The following is a 26,031-nucleotide window of genomic DNA, read 5'->3' as shown; positions in this document are numbered from 1 at the left end:
GACAGCGTGCTCCCGTGGACCCGAAGGGCGTCGGTGCCGTGTCCTTGAGTTGCCGTCAGGCCACCGCGGCCGGACCCTGGCCAGTGGCGCGGTGCAACTCGCCCTGGCCGCCGGCCTCGCGCTCCCGACCACGCGCCGGACGAGTGCACGCGCCACGGCGCTGTTCCTCGCGGCGGTGTTCCCGGCCGACGTGAAGACGGCGCACGACTGGCACCACCGGCCCACACCGGCCAAGGCCGTCGCCCGTGCGGGGCTCAGCCGACGGTGACGACGACGGAGTGCCATCCGTCGGCGCCGTCGGGGATCGTCCGGGTGCGTCGTTCGGTCTGCGTCGTGCCGGTGCGGTCGGTGGCACGCACGGTCAGGGTGTGGGTGCCGGGCGTGGCCCGCCAGGGGAAGGACCACTGACGCCAGGTGTCGCGGCCGGCCTCGGGGGCGAGGCCGGCCTGCTGCCAGGGGCCGTCGTCCACGCGGATCTCGACCCGGTCGATGCCGCGGTGCTGGGCCCAGGCGACGCCCGCGACCACGACCGTGCCGACGCCCGGGCGGGCGAAGGGCTTGGGCGTGTCGATGCGGGCCTGCGTCTTGACCGGCGCGCGACGGGCCCACTTCCGCTTCACCCAGTAGGGGTCGTAGGAGTCGAAGGTGGTGAGCTCGATGTCCTCGATCCACTTGCACGCCGAGACGTAGCCGTAGAGGCCGGGTACGACCATGCGGACGGGGAACCCGTGTGCGAAGGGGAGCGGCTCGCCGTTCATGCCGACCGCGAGCATCGCGTCCCGGCCGTCCATCACGTCCTCGACCGGGGTACCGAGCGTCATTCCGTCGACCGAGCGGGCGACGAGCTGGTCGGCCGCCCCGCCCTCCGACGGCGGTCGCACCCCCGCCTCCCGCAGCAGGTCCGCCAGGGGCACGCCGAGCCAGCGGGCGTTGCCGACGTAGGGGCCGCCCACCTCGTTGGAGACGCAGGTCAGCGTGATGTCGCGCTCGACGAGCCCGTACCGCAGCAAGTCGTCGAAGGAGAGGGACAGTTCTCGGCGCACGCCCTTGCCGTGCACCCGCAGGCGCCAGGAGGCCGTCGGCACTTCGGGGACCACGAGGGCCGTGTCGACCCGGTAGAAGTCCTTGTTCGGGGTGAGGAAGGGACTCACTCCCGGCAGCCGCAGACCGGCGCCCCGGGGAACGGCGGAGGCGGGCGAGGCCGGGCGGGGCAGGACGACGGCGGCCCGGGACGCCACCGCGTCACCGGACCGTGACGAGGCGAGCCCGCGTCCGACCGCGCCGGCCACCGTGCCGCCCGCGGCGGCCGCACCGGTCGCCAGCAGGAACCGCCGCCGGTTCCATGCGCCCGCCGACCCGGCGGGCTCGTCCCGGGCCGTGCCGATGGGCAGACCGGCCAGGAAGAACAGCAGGACACCGCCCACGCCACCGCCGACGAGCGACGGAAGCGCGTCGGAGAGGGAGTCCGAATCCGGCCGGTCGAGCGCGGCGGCCGCGCCCACGACCCCGAACAGCACCACCCCCGCGGCGGCCGCCCGTCGCCACCGCAGGGCCAGTACGCCGAGGGCCACGGACAACAGGGCGGTCACCACGAGGATCCCGGACTGCAGGACGAGCTTGTCGTTCGTCCCGAAGTTCCGGATGGCCCAGTCCTTGAGCTCGGCGGGCGTGCGGTCGACGGCCGCGCCACCGACGGCTGTCAGGGGCCCGGCCTCCGGACGTACCGCCGCGGAGACCAGTGCGGCGACCGCCACGGCGGCGTAACCGGACACGAGACCCGCGAGGGCCGCCCGGGACGCCCTGTCCAGAACCTTCTTGTCGATGCTCACACCGGGGATTCGGAGCACGGCCGCCCAGGGATGGGCCCCCTGACGCGTTCGGCCGGTCGGACGAAGTCGCCGGGACCGGGCGAGCCGGGGGCGCCCCGCCACCGCACGCACGCTCGCGGCGGGTCCCACGGGCCGGGCCTCGGGGCCGGTCTCGTGCGGACGGGCCGACCAAAACAACGGCAGCCCTCGTGCTCGTTGCCGGTGCGGGGATCACGCCCCGTACGGCGAGGGCCCTGGCGAGACGCGGAGGCCGACCCGGCGCCGCGTCGGTCGCCCGCGAGCATCCCCATGGCCAGCTGGGCCGTCATCCGGTGCCACCGGCTCGCGCCCCGGAGCATGGTGTGGCCACCGACGGGCATCGGGATCCCGACCGCGTCGGCCCCGGCCGCCCGGGCCCTGCGGACGAACGCCCAGGACCGGGCGGCCGAGGTGACCCGGTCCGTCTCGTCGTGCAGCAGGTACAGCCGACGACCGGCGAGACGGGCCACGGGTTCCCCCGGCGGGCACCAGGGAGCGGGGGCGACGACGCCCCGGACCGCCGGGTCGCCCGCGGCACGCAACGCGGCGCGCCCGCCCATGGAATGACCGACCAGCACCACGGGCGTCCTCCCGAGCCGCGCCCGGAGCTCGGTCAACGCCGCTTCGGCGTCCCGGACCGGATCGGCGCGCTCCCCGTTCCAGCCCCGGTGCCGGTAGCGGACCCGGGCGACCGGGACCTGGTTCGCCCGGGCGGAGCGGAGGAGGGCGGTGGTGAACGGCCGCATGCGGAGGGGGGGCAGGTCGAGGAACGGTGGCGCCCCGGGCCCCTCGGAACGCCCGCCCGGCAACACCAGCACGGCGCCGCGCGGCTCCGGGGGCGCGTACCGGACCACGTCGTACGCGCGGGACGGCACGTACGCCGCGGTCAGCCCCGCCACGTCCGCTCCCACGACCGCGATGCTCCGTCGGCGGTTCCTCTCTCCACCCCTCGCTCCGAGCCCCGGGCCGTGCGCCACAGGGGGGCGTCCCCGCCTGCCGCGGGGACGCCGGTCAGGCGGGCATGTCCAGGATCAACAGGGGCTGGGTGGTCGGCCGAGTCGATCCGCCCGCCGGTTCGACCGTCAGTCCGACGGCGTTCGCGTGTGCCGTGTCGCCTTCCAGGACCACGGTGCCGTCCCCCTGGAGGAGACCGGCGGGCCGCATGGTGCCGCCCCGGCCCAGCCAGAGCTGGTAGGTCTTCCCCGAGCCGGGGTCCGGCAGTCCGCTGGCGATGAAGACGGCCTTGCCCAGCCGCTGCGAGGACACCACGGAGGTGCCGGCGCCGCCGCCCGTACGGCCCTGCACGCTGCGGGCGTCCGGGGCGGCGAGGACCGCGCTCACCGCGTCCAGGCGCTGCTCGCTCCGGGCGGCACGGCGTGCGGCGTCGTCGCTCTCCTGATGCTGCCAGGCGGCGATGCCCGCGAAGGAGACGGCGGCGGCCAGGCTCGCGGCCACCGCGAACGTCGTGGCCCTGCGGCGAAGCGCCGTCCACACCGTGGCCCCCCCGTTGCCCGGGGCCACCCGGGGCGGGAGCTGCCGCACGCCGTCGATGTCGGCGACGACCCGCTGCTTCATGGAAGCGGGCGGGGCCTGCGACACGGCCCCGGCCATGCGCGCCGCGGTGGCCTCGAACTCGTACACCTCGCGCCGGCACGGAACGCAGGTCGACAGGTGCGCCGTGAAGAGTTCGCGCTCGCGCGCGTCCAGCGCGTTCACCGCGTAGGCGGCGGCGAGGGCGTGCAGGTCGTCGTGGTGCTGCTTCATGCGCTCACCCCCATGCAGTCGCGCAGCCGGATCAGCCCGTCGCGCAGACGTGTCTTCACGGTCGGCAGCGGCGTACCGAGCGCCACGGCCACTTCACGGTAGGTCAGGCCGCCGTAATAGGCCATGGTCACCGCTTGGCGCTGAAGCTCGGTCAGGCCGCGCAGACAACGCCGTACCTGCTCGCTCTCCAGGCGCGTCTCGACCCGCTCGACGACCTCGTCGAAGGGCCGGGAGTGATCGTGGGCGGCGGTCGCCTGCTCACGGTCGTGGGCGGCCTGGGCCGAGCGCACCCTGTCCACGGCCCGGCGGTGGGCGATCGTCGCCGCCCACGTCCGGACGTTGCCCGATTCCGGCCGGTAGCGGGCAGCCTGCCGCCACAGGTCGATCATCACCTCCTGGGCGACCTCCTCGGACTGGGCGCGGTCCCTCACGACCTTGAGGACGGTGCCGAAGACGAGTGGTGCGAGGGCGTCGTACAGGACCGAGAACGCCTCCTTGTCGCCGTGCGCGACCTGTTGCATCACCGAGGTGAGATCGCCACCGTGCCTGGCGGTGCCGCCGAGTGGCAGGGGCTGGGTCACCGGCCGCCTCCCGGGTGGCTGAGCGATCTGCAGGTGCCGGTGCCGGCCGGGGCGGGGGTCGCTGTCCATCGCATGGCAGTCCTTCGGCAGTGGGGGTTCGAGCGTGGAGGTCCCCCCGGACCGGGGCCCGGGAGATCCTTCTCGCCCCGTACTTCGTGGCGGACGCGTGTGCGGATGGGTGGGGGAGCGACATTTTCCGCGATCGTGATGCACCGGCACGCGTGCGGCGTGCGGTGTCGGTGACCCGGGGCCGTGGTGGTCATGACCGGTCCTGCGCCGACGGCGAGGCAGGGGCGGCCTCACACAGGGGGTCACCCGTACGGCCGACACCGCCGTTCGCCCCAGGTCGTTTGACGCGTGTGGAAGCGTGGCGGAGACCGGCGGGCCGTGCCGGTGAACGGGATGAAGCGGCGGCTGTCCGCGGGCTGCGGGCGCAAGCGGCGCGGACCCTTGCCCGGCGCCTCGGGCTGTCGACGGCGCACGGTACGACCGAGGAGGAAGAGGAGTTCGGCAGGCAGGCCGCAGTGGCCACCGACGGACCTGGAGACGCGGCACGGGGGGCCGAACCTTAGTGGTCAGCTCCGGAAGTCCTTCGGGGGTTGATCACGCTGCCTGTGCGGCGGAGGATTCTTCTGGGTGATCGGCGGTGTGCCGGTCGAGCCTGGCCAGCAGATCGTCCAGGTCGGAGGCGGTGAACTTCCACTGGAACGGCTGTGCCGTGGCGTTGTAGCGGTCTTCGGAGGCGCGGAGTCGCGCTCGAAGTTGGCCGAGGTTCGTGAAGTCGTTGGGTGCCACGACTTTGCGTTGGACGACGGAGAAGTAGATCTCCACTTGGTTGAGCCAGGAGGCGTGCACCGGGGTGTGGACCATGACCGCGTTCGGGAATGCTGCGGTCAGCCGGTCGGCGGCCGTCTTGCCGCGGTGGGAGGAGCCGTTGTCGACGACCCAGAGCACTCGCTTGGCGCTGGCGTAGGGCTCGCGGGTCATGACCTGGGTGACCAGGTTCATGAACGGGACGATGCCGGTGGGTGGTTCGCAGCGGCCGAACACGCGGGCTTGGTGGACGTCGTAGGCGGCCAGGTAGGCGAGGGCGCCGCCGCGGCCGTAGGTGTGGTTGACGCGCATCGCCCGGGCTTGTCCCGGCGCGAGGTGGGGTGGCAGCGGCAGCGCGCCTGGATGGAGGTCTTCTCGTCCGCGCTGATGACGTACTCGTTCTCGCCGAGCGGCTCACCGTTCCAGGTGCGGGCGTACAGATCCAGCACACGCTTGGCCCGGAGGCGGAAGTCCGGGTCGGTGATGAAGATCCAGGAACGGTGCTGCCACGGTTTGAGCGCGTCCTCGCGCAGCCAGCGGCGCACTGTGGATGCCGAGATGGTGTCGGTGATCCCGCGCGGTCAGTTCGGTGGCCAACTCCGGGCAGGACCAGCGCGACAGCGGCACGCCGGTTTCGGCGGGAAGCTGGCAGGCCAGCGCTTTGGCCTCGGCGTGCCGCCAGTAAGACGATCGCCGCCCGTTGCCGCATCTGGTGCGGGGTCTTGTGGCCGTAGGCCATCTTCTTCAGCCGGTGGCGCTCAGCTGCGGTCAGCACCACGGGCACGGCAGAGCAAGCAGGCATCGCAGGCAGGGCAACCGAATCCTCCAGGGCGGGTATGGGGGGATGGGGCTCCTGTGCGTCTGGTGGCCGAGGGCTCAGGCGGCGGGCGGGGCTATCGCGGGCGCGTCTGCTGGATCAGGACGGTAGTGGCTCGTTCCAGGAGTTCGCAGAGCGCGGCGTGTTCGGAGGGCGTGAACGCGTCGGTGAGTGCGCGCTCAAGGATGATCACCTCCTGGTAGGCGCGGTCAAGGAGCGCCTGACCCTCATCGGTCAGGGTGGCGATCTGCACCTTGGCGTGCACCGGGGACGTCTCGCGGCGGATGAGTCCCTTGGTCTCCATGTTGGTCAGCACGCTGCTCATGCTCTGCTGCGTCACCCCGCAGGAGCGGGCCAGTTGGGCGCCGGACATGCCGCCTTCGTGCGAGAGGGCCAGCAGCACGGTGTACTGCGTCATGGTCAGCCCGTAGGCGCGCAGCACTGCCTCGTGGTGTGCCATCAACGCCTGCTCCGACCGCCTGATCCGGGTACAGAGGGACTCCTCGACCGGGGCTTCCATCATGCACTTCCACTCCATTGACAGGTTCATGGGTTGACTCAGGAACCTTATACACCTACCGTCTTCTACTGTAAGGATACTGAGTCAACACAAGGGGCTGTAACCATGAGGGCTGTCCTCCTCGACACTGAGGACCACTACCGAGTCGCCGAACTCGACGAGCCCGACCCCGGCCCCGGCGAGGTGGCGATCCGAGTCGCCTACGCCGGGATCCAGTGGGGGGACACCATGGTCCGGGACGGCCACTTCCCCGTGCCGCGCCCCTTCGTCCCCGGCTTCGAGGCGTCCGGGCACATCGCCGCGGTCGGCGAGGGCGTCGACGCAAGCCGTGTCGGTGCGCCCGTGGCCGCGCTGACCACGGCGGGCGCCTGTGCCGAGGTGGTCCTGGCACCCGCCGCGCTCAGCCTGGACATCGGCGATCTGCCGCTGCGGACGGCCGCAGGTCTCGGCTGGGGCGCACCGACCGCCTACGACCTGATCAACGCCACCGCGCAGGTACGGCCCGGCGAGAGCGTGCTGATCCATGCCGCGGCCGGCTCAGTCGGCACGCTCGCCGCCCAGTTCGCCCGGCTGGCCGGGGCCGGCCGGATCGTCGGCGTCGCCGGCAGTACCGCCAGGGCCGACTACGCCGCCCAGTTCGGCTACGACCAGGTCCTGCTGCGCGAAGAGTTCCCGACCAAGCTCGGCACCGAACGCTTCGACGTGATCCTCGACCCGGTCGGCGGCGCAACCCGCCGCGCCGCCCTGGAGCAGCTAGCGGCGCACGGCCGACTCGCCGTCTACGGCAACCTCAGCACCTACGAACCCGTCCTGGCCGACACCAACGACCTGCTCATGCACGGCAAGTCACTCATCACCTACAACAGCAACCTGCTCAGTCAGACCCACCCGGAGCGCCTCGCCGACAGCGCCCGCCGCGCGCTCGCTCTCGTCGCAGACGGCAAGCTGCGCGTGGACATCACCGCCGAATACAACCTGGCAGACCTGGCCACCGCCGTACAGCGGCTCGCCGAGGGTGCCACCCACGGCAAGAGCATCCTCCGCGTCGCCTGACAACACGCCGAAAGCGTCGACCACGAGGTGGTTCCCCCCATCGCACCCCGCCAGGGCAGGAAGGGATCACCCCAGACGCGGGGGCCGAGCCCACACGCCCCCTCATCAGTGCTGGGCAGCGACCCAGGTCGCTGCCCAGCCTGCCGATGCCCGCACAGCCACGCCAATCGCGTCAAGCCCCGAAGGACTTCCGGAGCTGACCACTTAGGCTGCGGACATGACCGAGACCCCCAGCCCTGCGCCCCGTGAAGCCCTCGAGATGCTGCTGGCCGGCAACCGGCGGTTCGTCGCCGGTGCGCCGGAGCACCCGAACCAGGACGCCGCCCGCCGTACCGAGGTCGTCCCGGCGCAGAATCCGTTCGCCGTGCTGTTCGGCTGCTCCGACTCCCGACTGGCCGCCGAGATCGTCTTCGACCGCGGTCTGGGCGACCTGTTCGTGGTCCGCACCGCCGGACACGTCCAGGGTCCCGAGGTGCTGGGGAGCATCGAGTACGGGGTGAGCGTGCTCGGCGCGCCACTGGTCGTGGTGCTCGGCCACGACGCGTGCGGCGCGGTCGCGGCCACCCGCTCGGCCGTCGAGGACGGCACGGCGGCGGGCGGCTACGTGCGGGACGTGATCGAGCGGGTGACCCCCAGCGTGCTGGCCGCCCGCGCCGCCGGGCGCACCGAGGACGAGGACTTCATCACCGAGCACGTACGGCACACCGTCGACCTGCTCCTCGACCGTTCCCGTGTCCTGGCGCAGGCGGTCGAGGACGGACGGGCGGCGGTGGTGGGGCTGTCGTACCGGCTGGCGGACGGCACGGCCCGCCCGGTGACCACCCGCGGTCTCGAGGTGTCCGCGAACGCGGCGTCGTGACGGCGGTCCGTCGACGTTCCTGAGCATCGGCATGCCCATGCCCATGCCCGCGCCTGTGTCCGTGCCCCGCCGGGACCCGTTCTTCGACGGGTCCCTCGCACCTCTGCCACCAGGCGGACGGCCGCAGGGGTGCGTAAGTTGGCGGCAGGGTGTGGGCCAGGGAGGAGCCGACGGCTGATGCGACGGGATGTCGACTACAGGGCGTTGTTCGCCGCGACGCCGAGCCCGTATCTGGTGCTGTCGCCGGACCTGGTGATCGTCGACGTCAACGAGGCGTACCTACGGGCGACCGGCCGTGAGCGGGAGGACCTGGTCGGCCGGCGCCTGTTCGACGCCTTCCCCGACAACCCGGCCGATCCGCACGCGGACGGCGTGACGAACCTGGGTGCGTCGCTGGGCAGGGTCCTGGCCACGGGCGAGCCGGACGTCATGGCGGTGCAGAAGTACGACATCCCGGTGGCCGGGCGGCCGGGGGTGTTCGAGGAACGGTGGTGGTCGCCGGTGAACACGCCCGTCGCGGGACCGGAGGGGCGGGTGGCGTGGATCATCCACCGGGCGGAGGACGTCACGGCCTTCGTGCTGTCCCGCCGCTTCCGCGGCGAGGGCGGACGCATGACCGTGCGGGAGGACGGCATGGAGGCCGAGCTGTACGCCCGTGCCCGCGAGCTGCAACGGCTGAACGAGGAACTGCGTGCGGCCCACGCCCGGGAACGGGAGGTCGCCGTCACCTTGCAGGCGGCGATGCTCCGCTCTCCCGACCTGGCGCGGCACAGCAACGTCGCGGTGCGCTACCTGCCCGCGATCGGCTCGCTGAACGTGTGCGGGGACTGGTACGACACCGTCGACCTCTCCGACGGCCGGTTCACCGTCGCCGTCGGCGACGTCGTCGGCCACGGCCTGGAAGCCGCCACCGTCATGGGCATGCTCCGCAGCGCCCTGTCCGCCGCCTGCCGCACGGCCGTCGGCCCGGCCGGGGCGCTGGAGGTGCTGGGCATGTACGCCCGCTCCGTCGACGGAGCGCTGGCCGCGACCGCGATCACCGTGCTCGTGGACAGCCGTTCCCGGCTGATCGTCTACTCCAGCGCCGGGCACCCCCCTCCGGTCCTGCTGCACGCCGACGGCACGTTCGAGCTGCTGGACCAGGCCACCGATCCGCCGCTGGGGGCGCGCCCGGAGCACGTCCCCCGGCCGCAGGCCGGCACCGCCTACCGCCCGGGCGACACCCTCGTCCTCTACACCGACGGTCTGATCGAACGCCGCGGCGAGGACATCGACACCGGCCTCGACCGGCTCACCACCGCCCTCCGCGATCTGACCGCTCTCGGTCCCGAGCACCTGGCCGACGCCCTCCTCGCGCGCCTCGGTGTCGCCGGCGGCGCCCGCGACGACATCGCCCTGGTCGTCGTCCGCCTGTGACCCCGACCGCACGGGGCGCCCCTCCCGGGGCCTCGCGTCGCCTTCGGTCGCGCACCCCGGCGTCCGTGAACGTGCGAGGCACCCGGACGAATGCTGCAATGGGGACATGAGTGCGTCCGCCGCGTCGGTCGAGACGCGGCGCGGGCGGGGGGTGGGTTCGGGCAGGTCCTCACCAACGGCGTGTGGAGTGGTCATGAGTGATGAATTCGAGGACATGGGACCGGTGGACTTCCTGGTCATCGAGTTTCCCGGCAACCGCATGACGGGCAAGGGGTTGCCTCTGCTCCTCGATCTGGTCGACAGGGGCATCATCCGCATTCTCGACCTCACGTTCGTCCGGAAGGACGCCGACGGCAGCGTCGTCGCCCTGGAGCTGCGGGACATCGACGCCGACGGCGAGCTGGACCTGTCCGTGTTCGAGGGCTCCTCGTCCGGGCTCCTCGGGCAGGACGACCTCGACGAGGCGGGAATGGTCCTGGATCCGGGCAGCTCGGCCGGCGTCCTCGTCTACGAGAACCTCTGGGCCGCCCCCCTCGCGCGGGAGCTGCGGCGCGGCGGTGCTCAGCTCGTGGCCGGCGGACGCATTCCCGTGCAGGCCCTGCTCGCCTCGCTGGACGCCATGGAGGAAGCCGGGGGCAGCGCCGCCGCCTGAATCCGGCGGAATCCGGTGGAACCCGGCGGACGGCCGTCCCGGGACGACCGGGAAGGCCGATCCGCTCGAAAGCGGTCAAGGAGGACCGACATGCCAGGACTTCTTCGAGGTGTGGCGCGCACCGCGGTGGTGGCCGGGACGGCGACCGCCGTCTCCAACAGGGTCTCGCGACGCCAGGCGGGGCGCTGGGCCCAGCAGGACATGGCGGCGGAACAGTACGCACCGCCACCGCCCCAGGCCGCCGCGCCCCCGCCTCCCCCGCCGGCCAACGACATGAGCAGCAAGATCGACCAGCTCAAGGAACTCGGACAGCTGAAGGAGCAGGGCGTGCTGACCGAGGAGGAGTTCGCCGTCCAGAAGAGCAGGATCCTCGGCTCCTGACCGCCCGCGGCGGGCCCTCTCCGCCCGCGGACGGGCCCTTGCCCCGGATGGCTCACGGCCTCCGGGGCGAGGGGCGGTGCGGCCGACCGCCCGGTCGCTCGTCGAGGGCGGGGACGCGCGGGCCCTGGGGCAGGAGCTCGGTGACGACGAAGGACAGGACGGCGGCCAGGACCACGAGTGCGACCGTCTCCACGTTGCCCAGCAGGAGCACGACGAGGATCACGCTGCTCACCGGCAGGCGCAGGGCCGCGGTCACCGAGGCCGCCATGCCCACGGCCATCGCCGGAACCAGCCCCAGGCCGGGCAGCGGGGCCAGCAGGACCCCGGTCGCCCCGCCCAGGAACAGGGCGGGGAAGACGGGGCCACCCCGCAGGCTGCCCAGACACAGGGCGTAGGCGATCCCCTTGAAGACCAGCACCGCGACGAGGGCGCCCACGGACCAGGCGTGCGGGTTCTGCGCCAGGTCGGACAGCGTGGCCTCGCCGGACAGGGCAGCCTCCGCCGGCGAGCGGCCGGTGGTGACGGCGTAGAGCGTGACGCAGACCCCCGCGCCCGCCGCGCAGAGTACGGTGTTCCGCACGATCCGGCTCACGACGAAGAGGGCCGCGAACCGGCCGGCCACGAGGGTCCAGTGGACGACGAACGCGACAGCGGGCGCCACCACCAGCACCCACAGCACGTCCGCCCCGTCGAGCGGCGGCGGCTTGGGCAGGCCGATGTCCAGGCTTCCCGTCTCCAGGCCCGTCCAGTGGACGAATCCGGTGAAGATCAGCGCTCCCACGCCGCTGGACAGCAGGGCCGGCAGCATCACCGCGAACAGTTGGGGCCCGCCCACCCCGGCCACCTCCATCAGGAGCACGGCGCCGACCACCGGGTTCCCGAAGAGCGCGGAGATCGCCGCCGCCGCCCCGGCCGCGCCGAGCAGCGCCGTGCTCGCCCCGGTCTGCGGCACCCGGGCCAGAGCCGCGAAGAGCAGCGCCAGCCCCCCGCCGAGGGCGATCAACGGCGCCTCGGGGCCCAGTACGGCGCCGAGCGGAAGACCGACCACCGCGGTGAGGACGACGCCGGGCAGTGCCTCCTTCACGACTCCGCCCGAGTGCAGTCCGCCCGCCGGAACGTGCCCGCCCCGGCCGGGAAGGCGCGCGACCACCAGACCGACGACGAGGCCGGCGACCGGCAGCAGGGGGAGCCCCCACCACCAGGGAGCCCGTTCCCAGCCCAGGTCCTTCGGCCATTCCGTCCAGACGAGGTGCTCCAGCTGGTGCAGCGCCACGAGGAACCAGAAGGCGACGAGCGCCACCGGGACGCCGATCAGCCCGGAGAACACCAGGGCCTTGCGGTACTCGGGTCGCTGCAGCATGGTCCGCAGCAGGTCGGCTTCCTGGGGCTGGCTTCCCGGAGCGTCCACCGATGGGCTCCGAGGTGGGGTTCCGGCGATGGGGTCCTCCTCGGCTCGACACCACACCAGGCGGCCGGTCGGCAGGCGCAGGGTGGTCATGCGGGCATGTGTGGGGGCGTACATACCGTGGAGGCCGCACGGTTATGCGTGTGCTCGTCGGTTCGGCCGACGGGACGAGCGGACCCGTCCGGCCTCACGGCGGCGGTACGCCTCCGGGCGCCGGCTCTCACCGACCGTCACCGCCCGCCCGGGGCCGGAGCGCGGCGAGGTCGGCGATCCGTGGGGCGGGAGGGCGCGGGGGAGGCCGGTGGGGACGCGGACGGGGTGGACCGCAGGTCGCACTCCCCCCGGAGGGGACGAACGCCGGCCGGGGAGCCACCGCGTCTCCGGGGGATTCCGGTAGAGGGCGGTTTCCGCCGATGGCGATGCCGTGCGGGTACCCGCGGACCCTTCCGTTCCCGCTGCCCGACGTCTCCATCCGGCCATGTCGTCGACTTTCGGCCGATCGTTCTCGGCCGGTCGGGCCGGGGCCGATACCAGAGCGGGCCGGTCTACGGGTAAGTTTGTCAACTGCGCACCGCACATGAACGGTTGACGACTACAGTGTGTGGCTGATGATCATCGGTAGGCTCATCGAACGTCTGTAGAACACCTCCCCCGTACACCCCTGCAGAACACACACCCCCGCAGTACGCCGATTCCTGGGCACGTACCAAGGACACTCATGTCTCAACTTCGCGCACCCGCCTCGCGGTCCGATCGACGCGAGGGCGGGCGGCACGGCCGGCCAGGCGCCCGCTCCGCCACCGGTACCCACAGCAACCCCCCGGCGCAGACCTCCGTACCGCTTCCCGCCGAAGCCCGCATACGCCCCCAGCTCCTGCGCACCTCCGTGCTCCCCGCCGTCGCGGTGGCCCTGGGCGGCGCGGCGGCCGTCCTCTTCACCATCCGCTCCACGGGAGCCAGCCCGAGCCCCGGCCTCTGGGCCGCGCTCACCGGCGCCGCCGCCCTCACCATCGCCTCCGTGACGGCCGCCGCGCTCGGCGCCGACCGGGCGGCCAAGGCGGTCCTCGACCGCTGCAACTCCCTGCGCCGCACCAGCGCCCGAGGTCAGAGCGAACTCCGGGCGATCGTCGAGCAGCTGCGCAGGGGAGAGGGCCCGCCGGCCCGGCCGGCGCAGCCGACCGCCCCCGCGTCCGGCGACGAATTCGACCTCCTCTCGCAGGAGTTGACCCGCTCTCACGAGGCCGCCGTGGCGGCCGTCGTGCAGGCCTCCCGGCTCTCCAGCAGCGTCGGGAACGAACAGAAGGTCGAGGTCTTCGTCAACCTCGCCCGGCGCCTGCAGTCCCTGGTCCACCGCGAGATCCAGCTCCTCGACGAACTGGAGAACGAGGTCGAGGACCCGGAGCTGCTCAAGGGCCTGTTCCACGTCGACCACCTGGCCACCCGCATCCGCCGCCACGCCGAGAACCTCGCCGTGCTCGGCGGCGCCATCTCCCGCCGCCAGTGGTCGAACCCGGTCACCATGACCGAGGTGCTGCGCTCCTCCATCGCCGAGGTCGAGCAGTACCCGCGCGTGAAGCTCGTGCCCCCGATCGACGGTACGCTCCGGGGCCATGCCGTGGCCGACGTCATCCACCTCCTCGCCGAACTCGTCGAGAACGCGACGCTGTTCTCCGCGCCGCACACCACGGTGCTGCTGCGCGCCCAGTACGTCACGGCGGGCCTCGCGATCGAGGTCGAGGACCGGGGCCTGGGCATGCCCGTCATCGAGCAGAACAAGATGAACGCCCTGCTCGCCGACCCCGACCAGGTCAACGTCGCGCATCTGCTCCAGGACGGCCGCATCGGACTCTTCGTCGTCTCGGCGCTCGCGCGCCGGCACGGCATCGCCGTGCGCCTCCAGTCCAACATCTACGGCGGTGTGCAGGCCGTCCTCGTGCTCCCGCAGGGACTCCTCGGCTCCGACCCCGAAGGCCTCGCGCAGCACGAGCGCCAGACCGCCGCGACCGTCGGCTCCGCGGCGATCCCGCCCGACCAGGTGCAGATGCAGCCGCAGGGCCGGCCCGCGGCCGCCGTCGCGGCACCGGCCCAGGCCACGGGCCACGCCCCCGTCCCGGCCGCCGTGCCGGGCCGTGCCCCGGTCCAGAACCCGGCCCCCGTGCCGAACCAGGCACCGGCCCCGGTCACGGCCCAGGCCACCGGTCACGTCCCCGGCCACGCACAGACACCCGCGCCCACCGGCATGAGCGGAGCGGCCGGCACGGGCGGAGGGACCGGCACGAGTGGAGCGGCCGGCACGAGCGCGCTCGCCGACATGAGCGGAGCGGCTGTCACCGCGCCCGTACCGCAGTCCCCGCCCTCGCCCTCGCCCTTCCCGGAGCGGGCCGCCGTCCGTCACGAGGAGGCCCCCGTGCCCGGCTCGCACCCGTACCTCCGTACGAGCGAGCAGACGAGCCAGTACGGAGCCCCCGTCCCCGCGGCACCGGCCCGATCGGTCGGCGTCGGGCCCGCCGGCCCGCCGGAACACCTGCTCTCGCCGCTCCCCCCGGCTCCCCGTGCCGAGGACGGCGGCAGGCCCCTGCTCCCCAAGAGGCGCGCACAGGAGCACATCGTCCCGCAGCTGCGGGACGAGCCCGCGGCCCGCAAGACCGAGGAGCACGCCCTGCACGACCCGGGCCTGATGGCCGCGTTCCAGCGCGGCATCGGCCTCGCCGAATCCCAGCCCGCCCCCCACGAATCGCAGCGTCCCGGCGACGCGCACAAGGAGTAGATCACCATGGCGAGCAATGTGCCGACCGGCCATTCCTCGGACCTCGACTGGCTGCTCAGCGGACTGGTCCAGCGGGTCCCGTACACCCGCAACGCCGTCCTGCTCTCCTCCGACGGTCTCGTGAAATCCGTGCACGGCCTCGACCCCGACGCCGCCGACCACATGGCGGCCCTCGCCTCCGGGCTGTACTCGCTCGGCCGCAGCGCGGGCGCCCGCTTCGGTGACGGCGGCGAGGTCCGCCAGGTGGTCGTGGAGCTCGACTCCACCCTCCTGTTCGTCTCCACCGCGGGCTCCGGCACGTGCCTGGCCGTCCTCGCCGGGCGCGAGGCGGACGCCGCCGTCCTCGGCTACGAGATGGCGATGCTCGTCAAGAGCGTCCGGCCGTACCTGGTCACCCCCGCCAGGCAGGCCGCCGGCGCGGTCGGCGGGCGCGGGCAGTAGACGTGACGTCCCATCAGGAAGGGCCCTGGCTCGACGACGCGGCCGGGCGGTTGATCCGCCCGTACACCGTGAGCGGCGGCCGGACCAAACCCACCACCGCCCTGGACCTGCTGTCCATGGTGATGGCGACCGGTTCGAGCCCCCAGGCTCACCTGGGCCCCGAGCACAGCCTGGCCCTCGGGCTGTGCGACGGGCCCACCTCGGTGGCCGAGATCGCGGCACACTTACGGCTCCCGGCCGTCGTGACCAAGGTCCTGCTCTCCGACCTCGTGGACTGCGGGGCGCTGACCGCCCGGGCACCCCGGTTCCACGCCAATCCCACCGACCGTTCCTTGCTGGAGGCAGTGCTCGATGGCCTACGACAACGGCTCTGAGCGCCACGACGGTTTCGCGACCGACCCCTTCCCCACCGCACTGAAGATCCTGGTGGCGGGCGGATTCGGCGTCGGCAAGACGACCCTCGTGGGCGCGGTCAGCGAGATCGAACCGCTGAGCACCGAGGAGCTGCTCACCTCGGTCAGCGCGGCCACCGACAGCCTGGAGGGCGTGGAGTCCAAGACCACGACCACCGTCGCCATGGACTTCGGCCGCATCACGCTCGACGACCGCCACGTCCTGTACCTCTTCGGCACCCCGGGCCAGGAGCGCTTCTGGTTCATGTGGGACGAGCTCTCCGAGGGCGCGCTCGGGGCGGTCGTCCTGGCCGACACCCGCAGGCTCCAGGAGTGCTTCTCCGCCGTGGACTTCTTCGAGCGGCGGGGCATCCGGTTCATCGTGGCGGTCAACGAGTTCGACGGCGCCTACCGCTACGAACCGGACGAGGTGCGGGCCGCCCTCGACCTCAAGCCGGAGGTGCCGGTCGTCGCCTGCGACGCCCGGATCTCCAGCTCCGGCATCCGCACCCTGCTGACCCTCGTCCAGCATCTGCTCACCACCATCCCGGACACCGTGCCGAGCTACGGAGCCACGCCATGACCTACGACCCGACCGGTCACCTCCTGCTGACCCCCATCGACAAGGAGGCGCCCGCCCGCGTGCAGCGGCTGCGCGAACTCGGTCTCGGGGAGCGGCCGGACCCGGCGTTCGACGACTTCGCCCACCGGCTCGCCGAGGTGACCGGCGCCCCGTTCTCGATGGTCAACTTCATCGACGAGAACCGGCAGTTCTTCGCGGGGCTGCACACCCCCGAGGGCACCCACTCCGGCAGCGACCTGGGCGCGGCCGCCGCGGGCGGTGGCGGCGTCGGCCGCTTCATGGCCCGCGACCACGGCTACTGCCCGCACGTCGTGGTGCGGCGCAAGGCGCTCGTCCTGGAGGACGTCTGCGACTACCCGCGCTTCGCGGGGAACCCGGTCGTGGACGAGATCGGCATCCGTTCCTATATGGGGGCGCCGCTGATCGACCGCACCGGCGTCGCCCTCGGCACCATCTGCGTGGTCGACACCGACGTCCGGCCGTGGGGGCGCGCCGGTCTGGAGACGATCAAGGCGATGGCGGCGGAGCTCATGGAGCAGATCCACCGCCGTGAGGACGGCATGTTCTGACCGTCGCCGTCCGACGACGGCCGGGAGCCCCGGTACGGCAGCCGCCGTACCGGGGCTCCCGGCTCGTGGGGTGAGGACCGTCAGGCGTGCAGGAGCTCCGGCTGCGGCGTGCGGACCAGCTCGGACAGGCGCTCCGACCAACTGCCCTTGTCCTGACCGAGGGCGACCTCGGCCAGCCGCAGGAGCTGGATGTCGGAGGTGCCGGCCGGGGCGAAGATGTGGTGCGCGTCCCGGAGGTAGCGCTCGATGGCCCGGTCCGTGAAGAGGCCGGCGGCGGCGTGGATCTCCATGGCGTTGCGACCGGAGTCGATCGCCGACTCGACGTTGACGAGCTTGGCGTTCATCAGCTCGGCGTCGCAGGAGAGCCCCTGGTCGAGCAGGTGCACGGCGTGGTACGCGGCCAGCCGGGCGGTCATCAGCCGGGACTGCATCTGTCCCAGCTTCAGCTTGACCGTGGGCAGGTCGTGGAGCGGCTTGCCGTAGCGGATGCGCTCGGAGGCGAACCGCGTGGTCTCCTCCAGGATCGCCTGGTGGATGCCGAGCGAGACGGCGGTGAGGTTGGCCCGCCCGTACAGCACGCTGGAGGAGTACGCGACGGCGAGGCCGTCGCCCTCGTCGCCGAGCCGGTTGGCGGCCGGCACCCGGCAGTTCTCGAAGATCAGCTCGCCGAAACTGAAGCCGTGAAGGCCCATCGCCTGCTGCTGGGGGCCGGTCCTGAACCCCGGGCGATCGGATTCGACCAGGAAAGCGGTGAGTCCCTTCGAACCCGGACCGGTCCTGACCACGACGCCGTGCAGATCGCCGACGTGGCTGTTGCCCACGTAGACCTTCCTGCCGTTGAGGACGTAGTCGTCCCCGTCCCGGACCGCGTCGGCGCTCATGCCGAGGACGTGGCCGCCGGACTCGGGTTCGGTGACCGCGATGGTCGGCAGGCACGCGCCGGCGGCGATCTCCGGAAGCCAGGTCTTGCGCTGCTCGTCGCTGCCGAAGTGGACGATCTTCGCCGTGCCCAGCTGGGAGGCCTGGACCATGGCACCCATGGCACCGCTGACCCGGGAGAGCTCCTCGATGATGATCGTCTTGGCCAGGTGGCCGGCGCCCATGCCGCCGTACTCCTGGCCGATTGTCGCGCCCAGCCAGCCCTGCTCTGCGATCATGCGGGACAGCTCGTGGTGGACCGTCCGGGACTCCTCCATCTCGGGTATCCGGGGCCGGACCTCACGCTCCGCGAAGTCGCGGACCGTCTTCCTGAGCTCATGATGCAGTCGGCTGCTGAAGTAGCTGTCCATCCGAGTCCTCACCTGCGAAACGCCTGCTCGGCGGGTTGTCCGAACAGGTGGAGCATCGGCAGTGGTCCCGTCCCGAACAGGCCGACCCGTTCATGGTGTTGATCTTTCCGGAACGGATCAATATCGCCACGAAGTTTGTCTGAAACAGGAGCGGTTGACGATTGGTTCTGACTGTGTTTCGTGTGGTCTTGGCCTTCTCGGCCGGATTCGGACTCCCCTCCCCATGGTCGCCTTTCTGCCACGTACCAACGGTGGTGAAAATGCCGCCATCAGTTAATAAGCGCTGATGTGTCGCCCTATGAGCACCTTCCTCCCTGAACGGGGGGCATTCCGGAACCTCTCCGTCCTCCCCTCCTGCCCGGATGGGACCGCTCTTCGCCGTCCCGGCCCTCCCTTCCGCCCCACCGGACCGGGCGCGCGGGCGCACCCGGTCCGGTGGGGGTGCGTCACGGAGAGTGAGTGACGCGCGCCGGGCGCGCGGGCCGAGCACGGGTGCCCGGAAAGGCATGCGTGACCACCGGAGAAAGTGCGGTATTGTTCTCATGCGCGTTCGGCCAGGGGAAACCCCAGGTCAGACGGGTATCGGGACGTGGCGCAGCTTGGTAGCGCACTTGACTGGGGGTCAAGGGGTCGCAGGTTCAAATCCTGTCGTCCCGACCATGCGGAAACGCAGGTCGGAGGCCGTTCTCTCATCCGTGGGAGGGCGGCCTTTCGCGCGTCGCGGGCCCCGCCATGCCGGTCGGGGCGGGCGGTCTGAGGGGCACGCGGTGGACGGCCACCCGGCTTCGACGAAGAGCGGTACGAGAAACGCAACACCGTCGAGCGGACGATCAACCGGCCGAAGCAGCAAGCGGTGGCCACCCGGTACGACAGGCGCGGCCACGTCCACCTCGGCACGGTCACCGCAGCAGCCCTCACCATCTGGCGGGTCCGGTTGGGGACCGTGCGGCGCGCGCTCACGCAGGGCGGGTCGGTCCGTGCGCTGTCTGAGCCCCGACGGCGTCTGCTGTATCCAGAAAACGCCCTTGGCCCTCACTTCTCCGAGCCGGGCCTTCACGCCTTCTCGTCCTCGTCCTCCGCCCGGGTGGGTCGGGGGAGGGGGATGCGGGTCTGTCCCTCGATCGGTGCCGGGGTGCGCTCGCCGAGCCGGTCCTCCAACTGTCGGAGCCTCGTACGCGTCTCCTCGGTCGTCATGTCTCCCCCCGTCACCGCCGTCGCGGACCGGGACCCGACGGACGGCCCTGCCCCTGCGCCGCCGCCGACGCCACGGTCCGGGCGTCCTCGCCGGTGAGTTCGACGATGCGGTGCGGCGGAATCCCGGCGGCCGTGGCCCGCGCCAACAGGGCGTCCCGCTCGCCCGCGCAGTCGCGGTAGGCCAGCAGCTCTTCCTCCACGCGGGCGAGGGCGCCCGGCGTCAGCGCGTGGCGCAGCTGGTTCAGCTCCTCGTCGCCCAACGGAACGGGCAGCTTCTCCGCCCCGTCGGGGATGGCGCCCGTCTCCTCCGGCGGCAGCAGCCGGACACGGGGAGAGGCGGCCGTGACGCCGTGCGCGTCGAACCAGGCCCGTACGGCGGGCGTCTCCAGGCACGCCAGGTCTCCCACAGAGGCGACGGAGGCTCCCAGCGGGGTCGCCGGGTCGTCCACGAGGAACAGGTAGGCGTCGTCGGTCATGCTCTTCTCCTTCGCAGACGCGATGGTCGTGTGTCGTCCCCACTTACCCCCTGCGGCACAAGTCACCCCGGCTCCGGTCACCCTCGCCCACGGCGCGTTCCGGGGGCGCGCCCGGCGCGGCCGGATCCGCGAACTGCCGGGGAACGATCTCGCAGTCGGGGCGCAGGCGGGGTTCGACGAACGGAACGGACGTCGTACGGAAGCCGCAGTCTCCGTCGAGGGCGAGCACCGATCGAGTGCGCATGGCTCCCTCATGCGGAAACGGCGCCCAGCCCTCCTTCCACGAGGCCGTGTGCAGGGTCGGGGGATGTCCGGCGGCTGAGGGGGCACACGTGCACACGGTGCTCGCAACCACGCAGCCGGGCATGCCATCGGCAGCGCACACGTGGACGGGCGGACGACGGCAGGTGACAACAGGACGCAGGGAGCGCAGTGATGAAAGTCCGCTCGTGGCCGATCCGACCGGACCTCCGGCTCACCGCCCACGTGGTGGCCGGACGCTACCGGCTCGACGACCTGCTGGGCCGCGGCGGCGCCGCCGACGTGTACGAGGGCATGGACCTGCGCCTGCGGCGACCGGTCGCCGTGAAGGTCTTCCGCCCGGACGGTGCCGCCGACACGGAGGAGCGGTTCGACGGCGAGGCCCGGCTGCTGGCCCAGCTGCAGCACCCCGGCCTGATCACCGTGTACGACTGCGGCCGGGACGACGGAACGCCCTACCTGGTGATGGAACTGGTCAGGGGCACCACGCTGCGCCGGCGGATCGCGGCGGCTGCGCTGGCGCCCGCCGAGGCGTGCCGCATCGGAGCCGCGCTGGCCTCGGCGCTGGCCCATGTGCACGAGGCCGGAATCGTCCACCGCGACGTCAAGCCCGCCAACATCCTGCTGGACGAGGCGGGCGCCCCCCGCCTGACGGACTTCGGCATCTCCCGGCTGCTCGGCACCACGGCTCAGACCGTGACGGGCGCCCTGGTGGGCACCGCCGCGTACATGGCCCCGGAGCAGGTACTGGGCCGGGGCGCCGGGCCGGCAGCGGACATCTACAGCCTGGGACTGGTGCTCATCGAGTCGATCAAGGGCGAACTGGAGTACGACGGGGCACCGCTGGAGGCCGCGATCGCCCGCCTGAACCGCCCCCCGGTCATTCCCCCGGACGTACCGGCGGCCGTCGTCGAACTACTGGAAGCCATGACCGACGCGGACGAGAGCCGTCGGCCGGACGCCCGGGCCTGTGGGCGCGCCCTGGCCGCCTTGGCATCGGAGGATCTCGCGAGGACGGCCGAGGTGCCCGCGGGGTCCTCCGCGCTCGCGGCTCCGCCCATGACGGACGAGGACGGCGCCGGTGAGCGGAATCCGAACACGCTGAGGTCGAACGGGGCGGGCGCGGCGGTGGGGGTCGCCGGCGTCGAGGCCGCCGTCCCCGCACACGGCGAGCCGGTGCCCGCACGATCCTCTTCCGGCCGGCCCGCCTCACGCCGGGCCGGCCGGATCCTGGTGACCGCCGGTGCGGCACTGACCGTCTTCGGCGTCGGACTGGCCGGTTCGGTGGGCGGGCCGGCCGCCGAGGCGGAGAACGTCGCGCCCGTTCCGTCGCGCCCCGCCACGACCGGGCCGGCCTCCCCGACCGCCTCGCCCGCTCCGCCGGCCGGAGCCGCCGCCGTCTCCGCGTCCGTGCCGCGGTCCCCCTCGTACACCGGGGACCGGCGGGCCTCCCGCTCCGAGGGCGCGGCGGTCGACAGCGGGACGCCGTCGGCCCCCGGCGCCTCGAAGCGGCAACACGGCCGTACGACCGGTCCGGAAGCAGCCGGGCCGGCCCCCCGGAAGGGCGAGGCGCGGCAGAAGAAGCCGAAGCCGGCCAAGGGCAGGCACGCGCGGTGACACCGCCGCGACGCCCTGCGTCCACGCCGCCTGACGGAACACCGGGCGGTCGACTCGCCGACTGCCCGGCCGGATGACCGCAAGACGATCCGCCGACTCGTGAGCCGCACCTTCCCATCCCCCTCGGGAACGGATCTCCACGGATCGACCGGCGGTCTCGCCTTCGACCCCGCCACCCACATCCCGGGCGGTCGGGCAAGGCCACCGACGCTCCTGCCCCGCAGTCGGGCAACAGGCGGACATGTCGGCGGGGACAAGACCGTCGAACCGCACCTGATCACCGGAGCCTCCAGGGAAGCTTCATGGACCCGAAGCAGAAGGCGGCGTTCGAGGAGTTCCTCGCCCGACAGCCGCCCCTCGACGAGCAGCGACGCACTGCCGACCGGGGCCCCATGGACGGCGGACACCACGCTTGCCACTGCTCCGGTCCGGACGGTCGGCGGGGCGTCGGTCGGCCGGCGGGACTGTCGGTGATTCATCAGCGGTCTGTCGGCGGCCGCTGGAACGGTGGACGTCGAGTTGCCCGAGGGAGCAACCGCAACCGATGCCGACAGCAAGGGAACCCCGTCGCCATGCCGTCCACCCCACCCTGGAACGTCCGACGACTGCCGGAGGCCGAGGGCCGCGTCTTCCTGGTGACCGGCGGCAACGCCGGGATCGGGTACTTCGTCGCCGAGCAGTTGTCGGCGACCGGAGCCACCGTCGTGCTCGGCAGCCGGAGCCCCGCCAGGGCCGAGGTCGCCACGGCCTCGATCCGTGCGCGTGTCCCCGGCGCACAGGTGCGGTCCGTACGGCTGGACCTCGCCGACCCCTCGTCGCTCGGAGCAGCGGTGGAGTCACTGGGGGTCGAGCGCCTCGACGCGGTGGTCCACAACGCCGGCGTCGCACTCGACGATCCGCCGCGCAGGGAGACCGGGGACGGCCACGAGCTCATGTTCGGCACGAACCACCTGGGACACTTCGTCCTGACCCAGTGGCTGATGCCCCTGCTGTCGGCCGCGCCGGCGGCCCGCGTGGTGACCACGGGAAGCTTCGCGGCGAAGTCCGAACGCCTCGACCTGGACGACCTGCAGTCCCGGAAGGACTACCGGCCCAAGCGCACCTACGGACGCTCCAAGCTGGCACAGATGTACTTCGGCCTCGAACTCGACCGCCGCCTGCGTGCGGCCGGCAGCACGGTGGCGAGCGTGGTGGTCCATCCCGGCGGCGCGCTGGACTCCCTCACCCCGTCGCGCCCGCCGGTCCACGTGCGAACCACCGGCGCACGGCTGAGCGCGGCGCCCGCGGCCCTCCTCGTCCAGGGCAAGCACGCCGGCGCATGGCCCGCGGTCCGGGCGGTGCTCGACCCGGCCGTGCGCGGAGGCCAGTTGTGGGGGCCTCACGTCTTCGGCCTGCGCGGCCGGCCTCGACGTGAAGCGGTGTGGAACCACCTGGCCGACCGCTCCGCCGCGGCACGACTGTGGGACGCGAGCCGCGAGCTGACCGGCGCCGACCTCAGCCCCGTCTCCGGGTAGCTCGGACACGCGCGTGGTGGCCGACGGATCGCCGACCGGGTCGCGGACGTCAGCCGGGTCGCGGAGCCGCTCCCGCCCGACGTGCCGCCCGGTGGTCCGGCCGGCCGGTCCCGCTGCCGACCGGCTCTCACCACGTCGTCCGGATCGCCCTGCTCGGGCGCGGACGATCGGCCCGAGGGGAATCGCGGCGCCGACGGCAGTGGTCAGGCGACGAGACCGAGTCGCGGGCCGCCCCGGTCGCGCAGTCGTCTGAAGAAGCCCAGCACGCCTGCGGAGCCGCCGGCCCAGGCGGCACTCGGCCGGGCGAGACCGGCGTCCGGGAAGACGGGCCGGGACCAGGTGCCGCCGCTGCGGCTCAGGATGAGCAGGGCGACGGTCTCGGCCGCCTTCCGGAACTCCTCGGACGCGGAGGCCTCCGCCACGTCCACCATCAGGTCGCCCACTCCGGCCAGTCCGCAGCACTGCGTGACCAGCGGCATCCGCGGTGCCAGCGCGGCACAGGCGCGCGCGGCCCGCTGGGCCAGGTCGAGGTACCCGGGTTCGTCGAGGCGTGCGGCGGCCCTGACGAGTACGGTGCCGATGCCGGCCAGGCCCCGGCACCACGAGCCGTAGCTGCGTGCCGCCCCCGGTGCGGTGGCCGCCGCGACGACGTCCGGCGTCACGGCGGCCAGGCGCGCGACGGCCTTCGCGGAGCGGCTGATCGCGTCCGGGTCCCCGGTCGCGCCGCCGTACTCGAGCAGGAAGCAGGCGACGCCCGCGTCGCCGTGCGCGATGCCCTCGCGGAGTGCGGCGCCGCCGGGCGCGTCCGCGCCGGTCGGGGACAGCCGGGCGGTGCCCGACGCCAGCAACCGGTCGCAGTCGGCGGCGACGGCGAGGTGCCGGTCCGCGGCGGGACGGTGACCGGTCCGGAGGGCGTGTCGGGCGAGCAGCAGTCGGCCGAGGCCGATCCCGGCGGCGCCCGCGATCAGGTCCGCCTCCGGCGGACCGCCGTCCGGTGCGCGTTCCGGCAGGACGGGGTGCCCGGACCGGCCGTCCGTGTCCGCGCCGGTCCCCGCCTCCCCGCCCGCCTCCGCGAGGAAGAGCGCGACGCCGGTGTGCCCCGTGTAGAAGCCGGGAGGCAGTTTCCTGGGCTGTTCCGCCGTCCACCGCGCCAACGCGTCGACGGCGGAACGCACATGGGGCCGGTGCGCATGGTGGAGGAGTTCCAGTCCGAGCCCCGAACTGCCGCCGTAGACGTCGATCGAGGTGGGGACGTGCAGCTGCGCGGCCCGTACCGGGTCCACGATCGCCCGCGCTTCACCGGCACAGTACGAGGTCGTGTGCTCGATGATCTCGTCCAGCAGGCCGTCGTCGATCCGGGGGCGTGCGGGCCGGCGTGCGGTTCCGGGCGTGCCGGTGCGCAGGCGGTCGGCGGCGGCGGTCCGTACGGCCGGATCGAAGCTCAGGAGGCCGGCGATCGTCGACCGGACCTCCCGGTGGGCGCGCCCGGGGAGTGCCCGGTCCAGGCAGGCCAGGGTCCTGTCACGGTTGACCCCGTGGTCGGTGTCGACGATCACCGGGTCCATGCCCGTGGCGGCGAAGAAGAGGGTCGCGCCGAGGGCGTAGTGGTCGTCGGCGGGGGCGGCCGGTCCGGTCGGGGGCAGGACCGGCTCGCTGTATCCGGGGGTCGCGCCTCCCGGACCGGCGCCGTCCAGCTCGCTGATCCCGAAGTCGATCACGTGGCAGTGGCCGGGGCCCGAGCCGTCGAGCACGACGTTGTCGGGCTTGAGGTCGCGGACGACCACGTTCCGGCCGTGGATGGCGTCCAGGACGCGCAGGAGCCGGGAGGCGAGGACGGACAGGGAGCGCACCGGGCGGGAGCCGTCGTCCCGGCGGGCGCCGCCGTCCCGGTGGAGGCCGTCGTCGCCGTGGGGGGCGTCGGGACGGGGGCCGTCGCGGTAGGGGCCGTTGCGCAGAACGTCCCTGCGCAGGTTCAGGTCGCCGCAGCTGGTCATCACCAGGTACTCGTCCGACCGGTGGGCGAAGTAGTCCAGTGCGCGGGGCACGCCCGTGACGCCGTCGAGCACGGTGAGGACCGTGCGCTCGTTGCGCAACCGGTGGCGGGCGTCCGTACCGGACGCGTCCTCGCCCACGAAGGCCCTCGCCTGCTTGACCACCACCGGCCGCCCGAGCGTGCGGTCGACCGCGCGGTAGACGTTGCCCCGGGGTGCGCGCGCGATGCCGGCGGTGACCGTGTAGCGTCCGCCGCCGAAGCCGGGTGCGGACGGCTCGTCACCGTGTGCGGAATCGATCGCGAAGGGGTCCTCGGCCCAGGGCGGGCACCGGTAGCGGCCGACGGCCAGGCCGTCGAAGATCAGGCCGTCCGGCCCGGTCATGATGGATTCGAGCCGCCCGCTCCGGCCGGTCCGGTAGTCGCCCGTGAAGGGGCCGTAGCGGTAGTAGACCGGGGCCCTCCGGTCGACCCGCCGATCGCTGACGATCCGCGGACCCTCCCGGTCGCGCAGTACGGCGACGAGTTCCCGGGCGACCTCGACGACGGCGTCGGCCGCGGGGTAGACGGTGATCGCCTTGCCGACGGCTCCGGCGCTCACCGCCCCGGAGTTGAGGCGGCGCAGCGTCTCCGGGTCACGGGCGAACTTCGCGTGGCAGACGTGTCGGGAGAGCACCGGCAGGACGAGCCGGATCACGGCGTCGAGGTCGCCGGGGCGCGTCGAGACGTGGAGTTTCCAGCCGTGTTCCATCACCGGCATCCGCGGATCGTTCAGGTACGACCACGTCCCGTCGGACCAACCGCTGCGGCCGGTGATGGAAACGGCCACC

Annotated in this window: 24 protein-coding genes, 1 tRNA gene and 1 pseudogene; 15 read left to right on the top strand and 11 right to left on the bottom strand. The window is 73.0% G+C overall.

Annotated elements, in window-relative coordinates:
• The first annotated feature begins 91 nt into the window (after positions 1-91).
• Positions 92-268 carry a hypothetical protein gene (locus ACZ66Z_RS01655; protein WP_469931950.1) on the top strand — a complete coding sequence of 59 codons (177 nt, stop codon included), beginning with the start codon at positions 92-94 and terminating at the stop codon, positions 266-268.
• Here ACZ66Z_RS01655 and ACZ66Z_RS01650 read toward each other — a convergent pair.
• The 6 genes from ACZ66Z_RS01650 to ACZ66Z_RS01625 form a co-directional block, all read right to left on the bottom strand.
• On the bottom strand, positions 255-1,829 hold the full coding sequence (locus ACZ66Z_RS01650; protein WP_469931949.1) for a molybdopterin-dependent oxidoreductase: 1,575 nt from the start codon (positions 1,827-1,829) through the stop codon (positions 255-257). The genes ACZ66Z_RS01655 and ACZ66Z_RS01650 overlap by 14 nt on opposite strands.
• On the bottom strand, positions 1,826-2,758 hold the full coding sequence (locus ACZ66Z_RS01645; protein ID WP_469931948.1) for an alpha/beta hydrolase: 933 nt from the start codon (positions 2,756-2,758) through the stop codon (positions 1,826-1,828). Before ACZ66Z_RS01645 ends, ACZ66Z_RS01650 begins: the two co-directional genes overlap by 4 nt.
• A 100-nt stretch (positions 2,759-2,858) precedes the next feature.
• Positions 2,859-3,611 (bottom strand): anti-sigma factor, encoded by a 753-nt coding sequence (locus ACZ66Z_RS01640; protein WP_469931947.1) that lies wholly within the window; start codon positions 3,609-3,611, stop codon positions 2,859-2,861.
• Positions 3,608-4,192 (bottom strand): ECF RNA polymerase sigma factor SigK, encoded by a 585-nt coding sequence (gene sigK / locus ACZ66Z_RS01635; protein WP_469931946.1) that lies wholly within the window; start codon positions 4,190-4,192, stop codon positions 3,608-3,610. Before sigK ends, ACZ66Z_RS01640 begins: the two co-directional genes overlap by 4 nt.
• Positions 4,193-4,795: 603 nt before the next feature.
• Positions 4,796-5,317: a transposase gene (locus tag ACZ66Z_RS01630; RefSeq protein WP_469931945.1), complete on the bottom strand. Its 522-nt coding sequence runs from the start codon at positions 5,315-5,317 to the stop codon at positions 4,796-4,798.
• A gap of 581 nt (positions 5,318-5,898) precedes the next feature.
• Positions 5,899-6,372: a MarR family winged helix-turn-helix transcriptional regulator gene (locus tag ACZ66Z_RS01625; protein WP_469931944.1), complete on the bottom strand. Its 474-nt coding sequence runs from the start codon at positions 6,370-6,372 to the stop codon at positions 5,899-5,901.
• A 75-nt stretch (positions 6,373-6,447) separates the two neighbouring features.
• On the opposite strand from ACZ66Z_RS01625, the gene ACZ66Z_RS01620 reads away from it, so the two are divergent.
• From ACZ66Z_RS01620 to ACZ66Z_RS01600, 5 genes are all read left to right on the top strand, one after another.
• Entirely contained in the window at positions 6,448-7,395 is a 948-nt protein-coding gene (locus tag ACZ66Z_RS01620; RefSeq protein WP_469931943.1) for a quinone oxidoreductase family protein, read from the top strand.
• Between the two features lie 217 nt (positions 7,396-7,612).
• The gene (locus tag ACZ66Z_RS01615; RefSeq protein ID WP_469931942.1) at positions 7,613-8,254 is read left to right on the top strand and encodes a carbonic anhydrase; all 642 of its coding nucleotides are present in this window, start codon (positions 7,613-7,615) and stop codon (positions 8,252-8,254) included.
• 177 nt (positions 8,255-8,431) lie between these two features.
• Entirely contained in the window at positions 8,432-9,670 is a 1,239-nt protein-coding gene (locus tag ACZ66Z_RS01610) for a PP2C family protein-serine/threonine phosphatase (RefSeq protein ID WP_469931941.1), read from the top strand.
• Between the two features lie 193 nt (positions 9,671-9,863).
• The gene (locus tag ACZ66Z_RS01605; RefSeq protein WP_469931940.1) at positions 9,864-10,322 is read left to right on the top strand and encodes a DUF6325 family protein; all 459 of its coding nucleotides are present in this window, start codon (positions 9,864-9,866) and stop codon (positions 10,320-10,322) included.
• Positions 10,323-10,412: 90 nt separating this feature from the next.
• The gene (locus ACZ66Z_RS01600) at positions 10,413-10,703 is read left to right on the top strand and encodes an SHOCT domain-containing protein (protein WP_469931939.1); all 291 of its coding nucleotides are present in this window, start codon (positions 10,413-10,415) and stop codon (positions 10,701-10,703) included.
• A gap of 52 nt (positions 10,704-10,755) precedes the next feature.
• Here ACZ66Z_RS01600 and ACZ66Z_RS01595 read toward each other — a convergent pair whose 3' ends face one another.
• A complete protein-coding gene (locus ACZ66Z_RS01595; protein WP_469932245.1) occupies positions 10,756-12,063 on the bottom strand; it encodes a chloride channel protein in 1,308 nt (435 codons plus the stop codon).
• A gap of 763 nt (positions 12,064-12,826) precedes the next feature.
• On the opposite strand from ACZ66Z_RS01595, the gene ACZ66Z_RS01590 reads away from it, so the two are divergent.
• Genes ACZ66Z_RS01590 through ACZ66Z_RS01570 form a run of 5 tightly spaced genes read left to right on the top strand, consistent with a single transcriptional unit; the run spans position 12,827 to position 16,860 of the window.
• Positions 12,827-14,875, top strand: a complete 2,049-nt coding sequence (locus ACZ66Z_RS01590) for a sensor histidine kinase (protein ID WP_469931938.1) — start codon at positions 12,827-12,829, stop codon at positions 14,873-14,875.
• A 6-nt stretch (positions 14,876-14,881) separates the two neighbouring features.
• Positions 14,882-15,316 (top strand): roadblock/LC7 domain-containing protein, encoded by a 435-nt coding sequence (locus tag ACZ66Z_RS01585; RefSeq protein WP_123456341.1) that lies wholly within the window; start codon positions 14,882-14,884, stop codon positions 15,314-15,316.
• Positions 15,317-15,318: 2 nt separating this feature from the next.
• On the top strand, positions 15,319-15,690 hold the full coding sequence (locus tag ACZ66Z_RS01580) for a DUF742 domain-containing protein (protein ID WP_469931937.1): 372 nt from the start codon (positions 15,319-15,321) through the stop codon (positions 15,688-15,690).
• The gene (locus ACZ66Z_RS01575) at positions 15,668-16,291 is read left to right on the top strand and encodes a GTP-binding protein (protein WP_469931936.1); all 624 of its coding nucleotides are present in this window, start codon (positions 15,668-15,670) and stop codon (positions 16,289-16,291) included. Before ACZ66Z_RS01580 ends, ACZ66Z_RS01575 begins: the two co-directional genes overlap by 23 nt.
• A complete protein-coding gene (locus ACZ66Z_RS01570) occupies positions 16,288-16,860 on the top strand; it encodes a GAF domain-containing protein (RefSeq protein ID WP_030686834.1) in 573 nt (190 codons plus the stop codon). The genes ACZ66Z_RS01575 and ACZ66Z_RS01570 overlap by 4 nt, the downstream gene beginning before the upstream one ends.
• An 80-nt stretch (positions 16,861-16,940) precedes the next feature.
• On the opposite strand, the gene ACZ66Z_RS01565 is transcribed toward ACZ66Z_RS01570, so the two are convergent.
• Positions 16,941-18,149, bottom strand: coding sequence for an acyl-CoA dehydrogenase family protein (locus ACZ66Z_RS01565; RefSeq protein WP_469931935.1), 1,209 nt, complete (start codon positions 18,147-18,149; stop codon positions 16,941-16,943).
• 583 nt (positions 18,150-18,732) lie between these two features.
• Between ACZ66Z_RS01565 and ACZ66Z_RS01560 the strand changes: the two genes are divergently transcribed.
• Positions 18,733-18,809 (top strand) — tRNA-Pro (locus ACZ66Z_RS01560).
• Between the two features lie 97 nt (positions 18,810-18,906).
• Positions 18,907-19,074 (top strand): annotated as a pseudogene (locus ACZ66Z_RS01555) (IS5/IS1182 family transposase); the annotation flags it as partial.
• Between the two features lie 128 nt (positions 19,075-19,202).
• Here ACZ66Z_RS01555 and ACZ66Z_RS01550 read toward each other — a convergent pair.
• Complete coding sequence (locus ACZ66Z_RS01550) at positions 19,203-19,343, bottom strand: hypothetical protein (protein ID WP_469931934.1); 141 nt, start codon at positions 19,341-19,343, stop codon at positions 19,203-19,205.
• A gap of 11 nt (positions 19,344-19,354) precedes the next feature.
• Entirely contained in the window at positions 19,355-19,819 is a 465-nt protein-coding gene (locus tag ACZ66Z_RS01545; RefSeq protein WP_469931933.1) for a DUF6003 family protein, read from the bottom strand.
• A 435-nt stretch (positions 19,820-20,254) separates the two neighbouring features.
• Here ACZ66Z_RS01545 and ACZ66Z_RS01540 point away from each other — a divergent pair, with 435 nt between their 5' ends.
• Both ACZ66Z_RS01540 and ACZ66Z_RS01535 read left to right on the top strand, forming a co-directional pair.
• Positions 20,255-21,697, top strand: coding sequence for a serine/threonine-protein kinase (locus ACZ66Z_RS01540; protein WP_469931932.1), 1,443 nt, complete (start codon positions 20,255-20,257; stop codon positions 21,695-21,697).
• Between the two features lie 572 nt (positions 21,698-22,269).
• Positions 22,270-23,211, top strand: coding sequence for an SDR family NAD(P)-dependent oxidoreductase (locus ACZ66Z_RS01535; protein WP_469931931.1), 942 nt, complete (start codon positions 22,270-22,272; stop codon positions 23,209-23,211).
• A 203-nt stretch (positions 23,212-23,414) separates the two neighbouring features.
• On the opposite strand, the gene lanL is transcribed toward ACZ66Z_RS01535, so the two are convergent.
• The gene (gene lanL / locus ACZ66Z_RS01530) at positions 23,415-26,030 is read right to left on the bottom strand and encodes a class IV lanthionine synthetase LanL (protein WP_469931930.1); all 2,616 of its coding nucleotides are present in this window, start codon (positions 26,028-26,030) and stop codon (positions 23,415-23,417) included.
• Position 26,031: the final 1 nt, after the last annotated feature.

It is taken from the genome of Streptomyces sp. NPDC107498 (assembly GCF_055582805.1).
The sequence above is the reverse complement of the archived record's forward strand: the minus strand, read 5'-3'. Positions and strand labels throughout refer to the sequence as shown.

Coding starts and splice junctions, on each gene's coding strand:
- ACZ66Z_RS01640 (WP_469931947.1), bottom strand. CDS start 3,611: ATGAAGCAGCACCACGACGACCTGCACGCCCTCGCCGCCGCCTACGCG.
- ACZ66Z_RS01630 (WP_469931945.1), bottom strand. CDS start 5,317: ATGCGCGTCAACCACACCTACGGCCGCGGCGGCGCCCTCGCCTACCTG.
- ACZ66Z_RS01625 (WP_469931944.1), bottom strand. CDS start 6,372: ATGAACCTGTCAATGGAGTGGAAGTGCATGATGGAAGCCCCGGTCGAG.
- ACZ66Z_RS01620 (WP_469931943.1), top strand. CDS start 6,448: ATGAGGGCTGTCCTCCTCGACACTGAGGACCACTACCGAGTCGCCGAA.
- ACZ66Z_RS01615 (WP_469931942.1), top strand. CDS start 7,613: ATGACCGAGACCCCCAGCCCTGCGCCCCGTGAAGCCCTCGAGATGCTG.
- ACZ66Z_RS01610 (WP_469931941.1), top strand. CDS start 8,432: ATGCGACGGGATGTCGACTACAGGGCGTTGTTCGCCGCGACGCCGAGC.
- ACZ66Z_RS01605 (WP_469931940.1), top strand. CDS start 9,864: ATGAGTGATGAATTCGAGGACATGGGACCGGTGGACTTCCTGGTCATC.
- ACZ66Z_RS01600 (WP_469931939.1), top strand. CDS start 10,413: ATGCCAGGACTTCTTCGAGGTGTGGCGCGCACCGCGGTGGTGGCCGGG.
- ACZ66Z_RS01595 (WP_469932245.1), bottom strand. CDS start 12,063: ATGCTGCAGCGACCCGAGTACCGCAAGGCCCTGGTGTTCTCCGGGCTG.
- ACZ66Z_RS01590 (WP_469931938.1), top strand. CDS start 12,827: ATGTCTCAACTTCGCGCACCCGCCTCGCGGTCCGATCGACGCGAGGGC.
- ACZ66Z_RS01585 (WP_123456341.1), top strand. CDS start 14,882: ATGGCGAGCAATGTGCCGACCGGCCATTCCTCGGACCTCGACTGGCTG.
- ACZ66Z_RS01575 (WP_469931936.1), top strand. CDS start 15,668: ATGGCCTACGACAACGGCTCTGAGCGCCACGACGGTTTCGCGACCGAC.
- ACZ66Z_RS01570 (WP_030686834.1), top strand. CDS start 16,288: ATGACCTACGACCCGACCGGTCACCTCCTGCTGACCCCCATCGACAAG.
- ACZ66Z_RS01565 (WP_469931935.1), bottom strand. CDS start 18,149: ATGGACAGCTACTTCAGCAGCCGACTGCATCATGAGCTCAGGAAGACG.
- ACZ66Z_RS01550 (WP_469931934.1), bottom strand. CDS start 19,343: ATGACGACCGAGGAGACGCGTACGAGGCTCCGACAGTTGGAGGACCGG.
- ACZ66Z_RS01545 (WP_469931933.1), bottom strand. CDS start 19,819: ATGACCGACGACGCCTACCTGTTCCTCGTGGACGACCCGGCGACCCCG.
- ACZ66Z_RS01540 (WP_469931932.1), top strand. CDS start 20,255: ATGAAAGTCCGCTCGTGGCCGATCCGACCGGACCTCCGGCTCACCGCC.
- ACZ66Z_RS01535 (WP_469931931.1), top strand. CDS start 22,270: ATGCCGTCCACCCCACCCTGGAACGTCCGACGACTGCCGGAGGCCGAG.